The following is an 11,381-nucleotide window of genomic DNA, read 5'->3' on the forward strand; positions in this document are numbered from 1 at the left end:
GGCCCGGGGGTGGCTGGGCGGCGTCGTCCGTCACCCCCGGGCCGGCCCCGACGCCGCCGGGACGAGCGCGGCGCGCGACGCCGCGCAGCGACGCGCGTAGGCGCCCGGCGTGGACCCGGTCGCGCGGGCGAAGTCGGTGCCGAGGTGCGCCTGGTCGTAGTAGCCGACGGCGGTCGCGAGCGCCGCGAGGTCCTGGTCGGGGTCGGCCGCGAGCAGGTCGGCGGCGAGGTGCACGCGGTGACGCTGCAGCGCCCACTTGGGGCTCACGCCGACGTAGGCCGCGAAGAGGCGCTGGAGCGAGCGCGCCGACGTCCCGACGACCGCCGCGAGGTCGCCGACGCCCGCGGCGGGCCCGAGCTCGCCGCCCACGAGGGCCGCGAACGCGCGCGCGACGCGGTCGAGGTCGCGCTCGGCGCGGACGGTCCGGACGCGCTCGGCCCGCGAGCGCAGGAGCGGCTCGACGGCGCGCGCCGCGTCCTCGTCCCGCCCCGCGTGGGCGAGGCCGAGCGCGGTGAACCCGGTGCGCTCCGCCGTCGGGCCGAGGAACGCGGCCGCGGGGACCTGCGCCCCCGGGCGCACGGCGTCCGGGTGCCCGAGCAGCACCCGGAACGCGCCGGGCCGCAGCTTGGTGCCGACCACGGCGCCCGAGCCGGTCAGGGTGCGCTCGAACAGGCCGGGCGGGATGCCGTGCGCGACGTAGCCCGACTCCTCGGCGACGACGTTCGCGACGGGGTGCGGCACGAGGACCTGGGTGAACGACTCCCCCGGCGGCAGGTCCCAGCGCACGACCCAGTGCCTCTCGACGAGGTCCGCGAGGTCCGGCGCCGGCTCGACGCGCACGAGCTCGAACCCGCGCCGCGCCGCGGTGGGATCCACCAGGCCACGCACGGACGTCGTCGGCCGCCGACGGGCCCCTGCGCCCCCGTCGGCGGGGCGACCCTGTTCGAACACCTGTCGCATTCCTCCAAGACTGGCACGACCCGCCGACACGAGCATGGGGGGACGGCCCGCACCCTGCGGGTGACCACGACGAGGAGGACACCATGGAGATGTCGGCACTGCACCCCAACGTCACGGTGAGCGGCGCGCGCGACGCGATCGCGTTCTACGAGGCGGCGCTCGGCGCCGAGGTGGTCGACACCATCACGGCGGGCGACGTCGTCATCCACTCCGACCTGCGCCTCACCTCCCCGGCGGGCACGAGCACGTTCACCGTCGCGGAGGCGTTCCCGCCGGACTCGGTCGCGCCGGAGCCGGGCGCGCCCACGCACGCGTCGTTCACCGTCCCCGTCGAGGACACGGACGCCGCGTACGCGCGGGCGCTCGCCGCCGGCGCGACGAGCCTCGCGGAACCCGCCGACTGGTTCGAGGGGTTCCGCCAGGCCGCCGTCCGCGACCCGTTCGGGCACCGCTGGTACTTCGCGACCGTCGCGGACTCGGTGACGGCCGAGGACGTCCAGCGCGCGAGCGACGCCTGGGTCGCCGAGCGCGGCTGACACCCGGGCCCGGCTCGACGGCGGTGCCGTCCGCCGGCCGCTCAGGCCGGCGGGCGCACGAGGCGCGCGTGGAACTGCATCGCGGAGACGTCCGTGAGGGACGCGACCTGGTCGACGACGACGCGCAGCCGGGCCGCGTCGTCGGGCGCCGCCTCCCAGTCCGCCGCGAACGACGGCTCGAGCGCGACGGGCGCGCGGTCGGAGAAGACGTGCACGAGGTCGGCGATGACCTCGCGCTGGCGCTGGTAGAGCGGCTCCTGCTCGCGCGGCGCCATGACGTAGGCGACGGCGACGCCCTTGAGCACGAGGATCTCCGCGACCGTCTCGTCCGGCACCACGAGGCGCGCGGCGTAGCGCGTGAGCGGCCCGTCCCCGTAGAGGGCGCGCGTCGCGGCCTGCGCCGCCCCGGTGAACCGGCCGATGAGCTGGCTCGTCGCGTCCTTGAGCGCGGCGAGCGCGCGGCGCGAGCCGTCGAACCCGGTGACCAGGTGCCCGGTGCCCTGGAGGCGCGTGATCGCGGCGTCGAGCGCCGCCTCGTCGTACGCGGTGCCGTACCAGGAGTGGACCGCGCGCACGACCCGGGCCCGCTCGTCGGGGTCGTCGAGGACGGCGAGCTCGATGCGCCCGCCGACCACCGCGTCCTCGACGTCGTGCACCGAATACGACACGTCGTCCGCGAGGTCCATGACCTGCGCCTCGAGGCACTTCACCTGGCTCGGCGCGCCCGCGCGCAGCCAGTCGAACACCGGGCGGTCGTCCTCGTAGACGCCGAACTTGTGGGTCGGGCGGCCGTCCGCGCGCAGCGGCGCCTCCCCCGCGCCCCACGGGTACTTGACGCTCGCGTCGAGGCTCGCGCGCGTGAGGTTGAGCCCGTACGACCGCCCGTCCTCGTCGACGACCTTGGGCTCGAGCCGCGTGAGGAGGCGCAGCGTCTGCGCGTTGCCCTCGAACCCGCCGACGTCGACCGCCAGGTCCGCGAGCGCCCGCTCGCCGTTGTGCCCGAACGGCGGGTGCCCGAGGTCGTGCGCGAGGCACGCGGTGTCGACGATGTCCGGGTCGCAGCCGAGCGCCTTGCCGATCTCGCGGCCCACCTGCGCGACCTCGAGCGTGTGCGTCAGGCGGGTACGGACGAAGTCGTCGCTGCCCGGCCCGAGCACCTGCGTCTTGGCGCCGAGGCGGCGCAGCGCGGAGGAGTGGACGATGCGGGCGCGGTCACGCTCGAACGGTGTGCGCGCGCGGGACTTCGCGGACTCGACGAACCACCGCTCGGTGTCGGCGTCCGAGTACGACGCCGTGCCCTCCTCGCCGCGCGCCGGGCGCGGGCCGGTCCCCACGACCGCGGGGTCGAACGCCTCCTGCTCGAACGTCTGCACGGGCCCCAGCGTAACGACGCCGGTCAGGACGCGGCCGCAGCCGGGTCCGCGAGGCCGCGGTAGACGCCGGTGCGCAGCTCGCCCGCCCACGCGTCGGCCGTCGGCATGCCGACGTCGCAGGCGACGGCGATCTCCGCCTCGACGTCGTAGGGCACGCGCACGTGCTGGAGCGAGAACGGCGCTGGGTCGGGCGAGCCGGGGACGCCCTCGAGGATCGCGTAGACGGGGGTCGGCTCGTCGAGCGGGTTGCCGACGCTGCCGGTGTTGAACAGCGTGCGGCCGCGGTGCGTCTCGACGTAGGCGTCGTGGATGTCGCCGTACCCCACGACGGTGGGCTCCGGCCCGGGGCCGGTGAGGTCGGTCGCGGCGAACATGCCCGCGAGCTGCTCGGGCGTGTGGTTGCGGTGCACCTTGGTGTGCACCGACGCGGCCGAGGCGTGGAACACACGTACGCGCCGACCGCTCAGGAGCAGGTCGTGGCTCAGCGGGAGCGTGCCGAACCACTCCCGCTGGTCCGCGCGCAGCTCGTCGCGGAACCACACGTGCTCGGGCGGGCCGTCGTCGGGCGTGGCGGGCAGGAAGTCCTCCCAGTTGCCGCGCACGGTGACGGCGCACACCTCCCGGCACCGGTCGACCACCGCCTGCCCGCGCGGGCCCTTGCCGACCATGTCGCCGAGGTTGACGAACGTCGTCACGCCGCGGGACCGCGCGTCGGCGACGACCGCGTCGAGCGCGGACAGGTTGCCGTGGACGTCCGAGAGGATCGCGATGCGCTCGACGGTCACGCGCCGATCCTGCCACGGGCGGGCTGCCGGGCCGGGGCGTAGCCTCGCGCCCATGGGTGCAACGCGCGCGCTCGAGCTGCGGGCCGTCACCGTCGACGGCCTGGTCGAGGTGGTCCCGTACGTCGACGGCCGCTCGCTCGTGGACGTCGTCCGGCGGCACGAGTCGGCGTGCGGCTACTCCCCCGCGGGCGCGTACGGGGGGCTCGTCCCGTCGTACTTCCGCTACGGCGACGCCGCGCACCAGTGGTACGGCCGCGGTCGGACGCCGTCGGGCGGGCACGCGTGGGTGCTCGCGTGCGACTGCCACGAGGCGGGGTGCTGGCCGTTCGAGGTGACGGTCGACGCCGACGCGACGACCGTCGTCTGGCGCGACCTCACCCAGCCGTTCCGGCCCGACTGGGACTACTCCGCGCTCGGCACGTTCACCTTCGACCGCACGCAGTACGACGACGCCGTGCGCCAGGTCGCGCACCTCTTCCGCTGAGCGCTCAGCCCAGGCGCCACACCCCGACGGCCGGGCCGTCGCCCGCGATCCGCGCGCCGCCGTCGTGCCGGGAGAGGTCGAGCGAGCCGTGCAGTCGCTCCGCCCCTCCCGGCCCCACGAGCGCGGGGTGCAGCGTGACGCCGTCCCACGGAGCGCGCGAGAGCGCGACGAGCACGCGCTCGCCGGGCGTCTCCCGGAGGTAGACGAGGGTGTCGTCGTCGACGTGCACCCAGCGCAGACCGCCGTGCCGCAGGGCATCCGAGCCGCGCCGGACGGCGATCAGAGCGCGGTACAGGTCGAACGTCACGGCGTCCCAGCGGCCCGAACCCGTCGCCGCGTCGTCCCACGGCATGGTCGCGCGGCCGTGCTCGCCGTTGAGGCCCGTGAGCCCCACCTCGTCGCCCGCGAACACGACCGGTGTGCCGGGGTAGGTGAGCAGGAGCGTCGCCGCGACCTCGACCATCTCGCGCGAGCCGACGATCGAGCGCAGGCGCGGGGTGTCGTGCGAGCCGAGCATGTTCCACTGCGACGCCGTGACGCGCCACGGGAGCACGGCGTCGAACTCGCGCATGGTCGCGACGACGTCGCGCCCCCCGCGCCGCGGCGTGCGTACCGGCAGCCCCAGGTAGGGCACGGGCGAGTCCGGCGGCGACAGCCACGTCCAGGCCGGGCGCGTGAACGCCGCGTAGTTCATGTTCGCGTGCCAGCCGTCGCCCGCGAGGTCTCCCGAGGCGTCGTGGAAGTGCTCCGCGACGAGCGCGGCGTCGGGGTTCGCGGCTCGCATCGTCGCGCGCAGGCGCCGCGCGACCTCGAGCGTGCGGTCCTCGGCACCGAACCGGCCGGTCATGTTCGCGACGTCGATGCGCCAGCCGTCGAGCCCGAACGGCTCGCCGAGGTAGCGCCCGACGACGGAGCCCGGCCCGTCGATCATGCGCGCCCCGAGCTCGGTCGAGCCGTACGACAGCTTGGGCAGCGACGCGTGCTCGAGCCAGCCCACGTACCCGGGCTCGCCGTCGGTCCAGTAGTAGAAGTCGCGCTCCGGCGCGCCGGGGTCCGCGAGCGCCCGCGTGAACCACTCGTGCCCGGCGCCCGTGTGGTTGGTCGTGAGGTCGCCCATGACGCGCAGCCCGCGCGCGTGCGCGGCGCGGATGAGCGAGGCGTAGGCGGCGTCGCCGCCGAGCAGCGGGTCGACGTGGTCGAACGTGCTCGCGTCGTAGCGGTGGTTGGAGCGCCCCGGGAAGACGGGCGTCGTGTAGAGCGTGGTGACGCCGAGCGCGACGAGGTGGTCGAGCCGCTCCTCGACCCCGGCGAGGTCGCCCCCGTAGTACTGCGTGCCGACGTCGGGCCCCGCGCCGTGCGGCTCGTCGTCCCAGGCCGCGGGGACGGCCCACTCCGGGAGCGGGCGCCCGTCGGCCGCGGCCGAGCGCGCGAACCGGTCCGGGAAGACCTGGTAGACGACGCCGTCGCGCATCCACGCGGGCGCGCCCTCGTGGACCGTGAGACGGAAGTCCGCGGCGTCGGGCACGTCGCGGTCCCACACCCCGCGGCCGTTGAGCCAGCGGTAGCCGCGCTCCCCCTCGTCGAGGAAGAACCGGTACCCGGTCTCGGGGTTGTGCACGAGCACGTCGGCGACGTACCAGTCCTCGTGCTCGTCCGAGCGGTCGAGACGCGCGGGCGCGAGCCGGGGCTCGCCGTCGCGCACGGTGCGCAGCCACACGTCGCGCACGCCCGCCGACCGGGGCACGCGCACGCGGACGGGGACCGTGTCGCCGAGGGCAGGGACGCCCTCGGGGACGTACAGCGCCGAGCCGTCGTGGTGCGCGGCGGGGGTCGCGACGTCGCGCACGCGGTCAGCCCTTCACGGAGCCGGCGGTGAGGCCGCCGACGATGTACTTCTGGAGGTAGAGGAACAGCGCGAGCACGGGCAGCGCGGAGATCACGGCGCCGGCCGTGAACAGGCCCCAGTTCGCCTCCTTGAGCGACGACACCCACCCGTAGAGCCCGACGGCGAGCGTCCAGTTGCGCTCCGACGTGAGGACGATGCGCGCGATGATGAACTCGCCGAACGTGCTGATGAACGACAGCAGCGCGACGACCGCGAGGATCGGCGCCACCAGGCGCAGGATGATCGTCCAGTAGATCTGCGAGTGCGTGGCCCCGTCGATCTTGGCGGCCTCGTCGAGCTCGCGCGGGACCGTGTTGAAGAACCCGTACATGAGGAACGTGTTCACGCCGAGCGCGCCGCCCAGGTACACGGCGATGAGGGCGATCTTGCTGTTCAGGCCGAGGATCGGGACGACGTTCCCGAGCCCGATGAGCAGCAGGAAGATCGCCACGAACGCGAGCATCTGCGGGAACATCTGGACGATGAGCAGCGACGTCAGTCCCGCACGGCGTCCGGCGAACCGGAACCGCGAGAACGCGTAGGCGGCAGCCGCTCCCATGAGCACCGTGCCGACGGACGTCGCGATCGCGATGACGAGGGTGTTGCCCATCCACGTCCAGAACATGGTGGTGCCGAGCTCGGCGTAGTTCGCGCCGCTCACGTCGGAGAACAACGTGTTGGAGCCGGTGAGGGTCCCGTTCTCCGAGAGCGACGCGGAGAGGACGTACACGAGCGGGAACGCCGCGTAGACGACGGCGATCACGCCGACGACGTGCCGCCAGCCGAGCTCGGAGAACCAGCGGCCCGGCTTCATGCGGGTCCGCGAGGCCGAGGACGGGACGGGCCGACCGTCGACGACGGGGGTTGCCTGGGTGGTCGCCATGTCAGCTGATCTCCTCGAACTTGCGCGTGCTGCGGAAGGCGATGGCCGAGATCGTCCCCACGATGACGAAGATGACGATCGACAGGGCGCTCGCGAGCCCGAAGTCCTTCTGCGCCGAGCCGTCGACGCCGGAGATCGAGTACACCATCGAGATGAGGATGTCGGTGTGCCCCAGCGGGACCGACGCGTCCGCGAAGCGTGGACCGCCTCCCGTGAGCATGTAGATGAGCGTGAAGTTGTTGAAGTTGAAGGCGAACGACGAGATGAGCAGCGGTGCGGTCGCGATGAGCAGGAGCGGCAGCGTGATCGCGCGCCACGTGGTCCAGCGGCCCGCGCCGTCGATCTTCGCGGCCTCCATGACGTCCGACGGCAGGGACTGCAGCGCGCCCGTGCAGATGAGGAACATGTAGGGGAAGCCCAGCCACAGGTTCACGCCGAGCACCGAGAGCTTCGCGAGCCAGGGGTCGGTGAGCCACGGGATGTGCGCGCCGCCCAGGATCACCTCGTTGACGAACCCGAACCGCGTGTTGAGCAGGCCGGACCACAGCAGCGCCGCGAGGAACCCCGGGATCGCGTACGGCAGGATCATGAGCGTCCGGTAGACCTTGCGCCCGCGCATCCGCGTGTCGTTGAAGACGATCGCGAGGAAGAGGCCGAGCAGGAACGTCGTGACGACCGAGCCGATCGCGAAGACGAACGTCCACACGAGGATCTTGACGAACGGCTGCGCGTAGCGAGCGTCGGAGAACGCGGTGACGAAGTTGTCGAAGCCGACGGGCACGCGCCACCCGACCGCGAGGGTCGAGCCGTCGGGAGCCTCGAACTGGCCCTCGTCGTTCGGGGTGTAGACGGTCCCGGTCGTCGTGTCGGTCATGGTGTCCGCCGCGGCGTCCCACTCGAGCGCCGAGGTATAGACGTAGCCGGTCCGCGCGTCCGTGGTGCGGATCGAGCCGTCCTCCGGGTCGTCCGAGACCGGCACGCGGAGCTCGGTCACCTCGGCCTGGCGCTGGAGCACCTGGTCGCGTGGCAGCACGGTGAAGCCGGGGACGTCGGTCGCGCGACCGTCCTCGACCGTCGCGCCGTCCACGACGGCGAGCGGCCGGTCCGCCGTCCCGGCCTCGACCTCGCCGTCCTCGGTGACGACCGCGAAGCCGAGCGCGTCGCCGTCCTCGACCACGGTCAGGGCCGACGAGGGCGACCCCTCGACGCGGCGCTCGTTCTGGATCAGCAGCGCGGAGACCGCCTGCTCCTTGGTCGCGTTGTGCCCGGTGCCGTAGTTGGTGAAGGCGACGTACCCGGTGTAGCCGACCACGAAGATCTGGTAGACGAGGAGGAAGAGCAGCCCGGGAAGGATGTACTTGAGCGGCAGCGCGCGCTTCGAGAAGTACACCCAGTTCGCGACGACCAGCATCGCCAGGGACGCCGCGAGGATCCCGTACGAGCCCTCGGTCCACGCGGACCAGACCACGTACACGCCGAGCGCGTCGACGACGGCCATGAGCGCGAGCTTGACGAAGAACCCGGGGCTGTAGTCGCGCGCGTGCGAGGCGTCCGCCGCGCGTAGCCCACGGGTGCGCCGCGGCGGCGGCCCGTCGGTTCCGAGTGGGCCGACTTCCGCGTCGGTCGTGGTCTGTGGGGCGGACATCCTGGTGCCTCCGAGGTCGTGACGCGGTTCGTCCCGCGTCGTCCCGTGTGTCGTCGTGCCGTGCCGTGTCGCGGCCGGTGCCGGATCGGCGGTGACGCCGTCGCGGCGCGCAGGTGACCCTGCGCACCGCGACGGCGGTCCGGTCCGAGCCGGGTCAGGAGCCCATCGCGCCCTGGATGTCGGCGATCATCTTGTCCCAGGTGGGGACGGGGTCGGCACCGCTGACGATCGCGGCCTCCGTGACGCCCCAGAAGCTCCAGACGGACGCCATCTCGGGGATCGAGGGCATCGGCACGGCCTCGGCACCGACGGCCCGGAAGCCCGCGACGATCGGGTCGCCCGCCGAGGCGGAGTCGGCCGCGACCGTCAGCGCCGGCGGACGGTTGCCTGCCTGGTAGAGCGCGAGCTGCGCCTCCTCGGTCGAGAGGAAGTTGACGAGGAAGTCGTTCGCGACGATCGCGTTCTTGCTCTCGGCGCTGAGGTAGAAGCCCTGGACGCCGACGAACGGCTGCGCGGGCTGCCCGCCCGCGGTCGGGATCGGGTCGATCGACAGGTCCATCCCCTCGAACGAGTCGATCATCCACGGGCCGCCGACGATGAACGGGGACTGGCCGTTCTTGAACGCCTCGACGGCGATGTCGTACGTGGTGTCCTGGCTGAGCACACCGGCCGCGCCCTGGGCGCCGAGCCACTCCGCGAACGCCTGGCCCTCGGGGCCGCCCATCGCGAGCTCGGACGTGTAGCTGCCGTCCTCGTTCTGCGTGAAGACGGGGGCGCCGAACGACGTCTGGAACGGGTAGTGGGTGTACGGGTCGCCCTTGTCACCGTCCGACTGGACGAGGATCGGGAACTGCGTCCCCGCGGCCTGGCCGGCGGCGACAGCCTCGTCCCACGTGGCGGGCGCCTCCGGCGCGAGGGCGGTGTTGCGGATCAGGGCGATGTTCTCGATCGCGTAGGGCAGGCCGTAGACCTGGCCGTCCTGCGTGAACGCCTGGATCGAGACGTCCTCGAACTCGGCAGCCTTGTCGCCGAGCTCGAGCGGCGCCACGACGCCGTTCGTCGTGAGCTCGCCGAGCCAGTCGTGCGCGCCGACCGTGATGTCGGGGCCCTCGCCCGTCGGGACCTGCGCGAGGAAGTCCGCGCGGATGTCCTCGAAGTTCTTGAGGACGACCTCGACGGTCGTCCCCGTCTCGGTCTCGAAGGACTCCGCTGCCGCGGTCACGGCGTCCTGGCGGGTCTCGTCGACCCAGACGGTGAGCGTGCCGCCACCGGAGGTGTCCTCGGCGCTCGGCTCGTCGGTGCTCTCGTCTCCCGAGCCGCCGGACGAGCAGGCGGCCAGCGCCAACGTCGTGGTCAGCGCGGCGGCAAGAAGGATGCTCCGTCGCATCAGTGGTCACTCCCAGCATGTTGCAGTGCGGTGGCGGCCGACGTCGGTTCGCACCGACCGTGGGCCCTGATGCGACGACGGTAGAGCGCGAGGTGGCACGGATGCAAGTCGTTGCGGTAACTTTCATGCAACGCTTTGCAGGGGCGCCGACCGGCGCCCGCCCCGCCTCCCCCGGCCGACGGGTGCGCGCCTCCGTACGGAGATTCGCGGCTCGCCGGTCGGACGACCAGGACGAGGAGGTCCGGTGTCCCCTACGCTTCCCCATGTGCGCACCCGTCTCAGCGATCTCGCCGCCCAGGCCGGCGTCTCCACCGCGACGGTCTCGCGCGTCCTCAACGGGAAGCCCGGCGTCGCGAGCGAGACCCGCCAGGCGGTCCTCGCCGCGCTCGACGTGCTGGGCTACGAACGCCCCTCGACGCTGCGCACCCGATCGGCCGGCCTCGTCGGCCTCGTCGTCCCCGAGCTGACGAACCCCGTCTTCCCGGCATTCGCCCAGACCATCGAGTCGCTCCTGTCGGAGCACGGGTACACGCCGCTGCTGTGCACGCAGTCGCCCGGCGGCACGACCGAGGACGACTACGTCGACATGCTCATGGACCACGCGGTCGACGGCATCGTCTTCGTCTCCGGCCTGCACGCCGACACCCAGGCGAGCCACGAGCGCTACGAACGCCTGCGCAGCCGCGGCATCCCGATCGTGCTGGTGAACGGCTTCGCCGAGGGCATCGACGCGCCGTTCGTCTCGCCCGACGACGTCGCGAGCGTCGAGCTGTCGGTGCGCCACCTCGTCTCGCTCGGCCACCGCAGCATCGGGCTCGCGATCGGGCCGGACCGGTTCGTCCCCGCCCAGCGCAAGCTCGCGAGCTTCGCCGAGTCGCTCGTGCGGCACGGGCTCGTGGCCGACGCGTCCGAGGCGGCGCAGCACGTCGTCGTCACCCTGTACACCGTCGAGGGCGGCCAGGCAGCAGGCGGTGAGCTCATCGACGCGGGCCACACCGCGATCGTCTGCGGCTCCGACCTCATGGCGCTCGGCGCGATCCGCGCCGCGCGCTCGCGAGGGCTGCGCGTGCCGCAGGACGTGTCGGTGCTCGGCTACGACGACTCGCCCCTCATCGCGTTCACCGACCCGCCCCTGACCACGGTGCGCCAGCCCGTGAACGCCATGGCGCACGCCGCGGTGAGCGCGCTGCTCACCGAGATCGCGGGCGAGCGCGCTCCGCGCTCCGAGCTGCTGTTCCAGCCGGAGCTCATCGTCCGCGACTCCACGGGCGCCGCCCCGGCAGCGGGCGCGCCCACCGCCTGACGACAGGACGACGCACGCCCCGGCGACGACGACCACCCCTTCCGGACCACCCGCCCGGCACCCGTCGTCCCGCCACCGCAAGCGCTTACACTCGACGGAGGGTCGGCGTCACCCCCGCTCCGCCTGCCGAGTGATCCCCC

At 73.4% G+C, this 11,381-nt stretch carries 10 protein-coding genes; 3 read left to right on the forward strand and 7 right to left on the reverse strand.

The window, feature by feature from the left end; all coding sequences use genetic code 11:
- Positions 1-30: 30 nt before the first annotated feature.
- Positions 31-876 carry an AraC family transcriptional regulator gene (locus AC6CH9_RS14110; RefSeq protein ID WP_498155444.1) on the reverse strand — a complete coding sequence of 282 codons (846 nt, stop codon included), beginning with the start codon at positions 874-876 and terminating at the stop codon, positions 31-33.
- Positions 877-1,043: 167 nt separating this feature from the next.
- Here AC6CH9_RS14110 and AC6CH9_RS14115 point away from each other — a divergent pair, with 167 nt between their 5' ends.
- On the forward strand, positions 1,044-1,496 hold the full coding sequence (locus AC6CH9_RS14115; protein WP_498155445.1) for a VOC family protein: 453 nt from the start codon (positions 1,044-1,046) through the stop codon (positions 1,494-1,496).
- A 41-nt stretch (positions 1,497-1,537) separates the two neighbouring features.
- On the opposite strand, the gene AC6CH9_RS14120 is transcribed toward AC6CH9_RS14115, so the two are convergent.
- Both AC6CH9_RS14120 and AC6CH9_RS14125 read right to left on the reverse strand, forming a co-directional pair.
- Complete coding sequence (locus AC6CH9_RS14120; RefSeq protein WP_498155559.1) at positions 1,538-2,830, reverse strand: deoxyguanosinetriphosphate triphosphohydrolase; 1,293 nt, start codon at positions 2,828-2,830, stop codon at positions 1,538-1,540.
- 62 nt (positions 2,831-2,892) lie between these two features.
- Positions 2,893-3,654 (reverse strand): metallophosphoesterase family protein, encoded by a 762-nt coding sequence (locus AC6CH9_RS14125; RefSeq protein ID WP_498155446.1) that lies wholly within the window; start codon positions 3,652-3,654, stop codon positions 2,893-2,895.
- Between the two features lie 52 nt (positions 3,655-3,706).
- Here AC6CH9_RS14125 and AC6CH9_RS14130 point away from each other — a divergent pair, with 52 nt between their 5' ends.
- Positions 3,707-4,138, forward strand: a complete 432-nt coding sequence (locus AC6CH9_RS14130) for a hypothetical protein (RefSeq protein ID WP_498155447.1) — start codon at positions 3,707-3,709, stop codon at positions 4,136-4,138.
- 4 nt (positions 4,139-4,142) lie between these two features.
- Here the strand turns inward: AC6CH9_RS14130 and AC6CH9_RS14135 are convergent, their stop codons facing one another.
- The 4 genes from AC6CH9_RS14135 to AC6CH9_RS14150 all read right to left on the reverse strand — a co-directional run bounded on the left by AC6CH9_RS14135 (position 4,143) and on the right by AC6CH9_RS14150 (position 9,938).
- The gene (locus tag AC6CH9_RS14135) at positions 4,143-5,984 is read right to left on the reverse strand and encodes a glycoside hydrolase family 13 protein (protein WP_498155448.1); all 1,842 of its coding nucleotides are present in this window, start codon (positions 5,982-5,984) and stop codon (positions 4,143-4,145) included.
- A gap of 4 nt (positions 5,985-5,988) precedes the next feature.
- Positions 5,989-6,906 (reverse strand): sugar ABC transporter permease, encoded by a 918-nt coding sequence (locus AC6CH9_RS14140; protein ID WP_498155449.1) that lies wholly within the window; start codon positions 6,904-6,906, stop codon positions 5,989-5,991.
- A gap of 1 nt (position 6,907) precedes the next feature.
- Positions 6,908-8,551 carry an ABC transporter permease subunit gene (locus AC6CH9_RS14145; RefSeq protein WP_498155450.1) on the reverse strand — a complete coding sequence of 548 codons (1,644 nt, stop codon included), beginning with the start codon at positions 8,549-8,551 and terminating at the stop codon, positions 6,908-6,910.
- Positions 8,552-8,705: 154 nt separating this feature from the next.
- Complete coding sequence (locus AC6CH9_RS14150) at positions 8,706-9,938, reverse strand: sugar ABC transporter substrate-binding protein (protein ID WP_498155451.1); 1,233 nt, start codon at positions 9,936-9,938, stop codon at positions 8,706-8,708.
- Positions 9,939-10,203: 265 nt separating this feature from the next.
- Here AC6CH9_RS14150 and AC6CH9_RS14155 point away from each other — a divergent pair, with 265 nt between their 5' ends.
- Complete coding sequence (locus AC6CH9_RS14155; RefSeq protein ID WP_498155452.1) at positions 10,204-11,241, forward strand: LacI family DNA-binding transcriptional regulator; 1,038 nt, start codon at positions 10,204-10,206, stop codon at positions 11,239-11,241.
- Positions 11,242-11,381: the final 140 nt, after the last annotated feature.

Source organism: Cellulosimicrobium sp. GQ32, assembly GCF_059758455.1.

Excerpts from the sequence above, each read along its gene's own strand:
- AC6CH9_RS14115 (WP_498155445.1), top strand. The coding sequence starts at position 1,044 with ATGGAGATGTCGGCACTGCACCCCAACGTCACGGTGAGCGGCGCGCGC.
- AC6CH9_RS14130 (WP_498155447.1), top strand. The coding sequence starts at position 3,707 with ATGGGTGCAACGCGCGCGCTCGAGCTGCGGGCCGTCACCGTCGACGGC.
- AC6CH9_RS14140 (WP_498155449.1), bottom strand. The coding sequence starts at position 6,906 with ATGGCGACCACCCAGGCAACCCCCGTCGTCGACGGTCGGCCCGTCCCG.
- AC6CH9_RS14145 (WP_498155450.1), bottom strand. The coding sequence starts at position 8,551 with ATGTCCGCCCCACAGACCACGACCGACGCGGAAGTCGGCCCACTCGGA.
- AC6CH9_RS14150 (WP_498155451.1), bottom strand. The coding sequence starts at position 9,938 with ATGCGACGGAGCATCCTTCTTGCCGCCGCGCTGACCACGACGTTGGCG.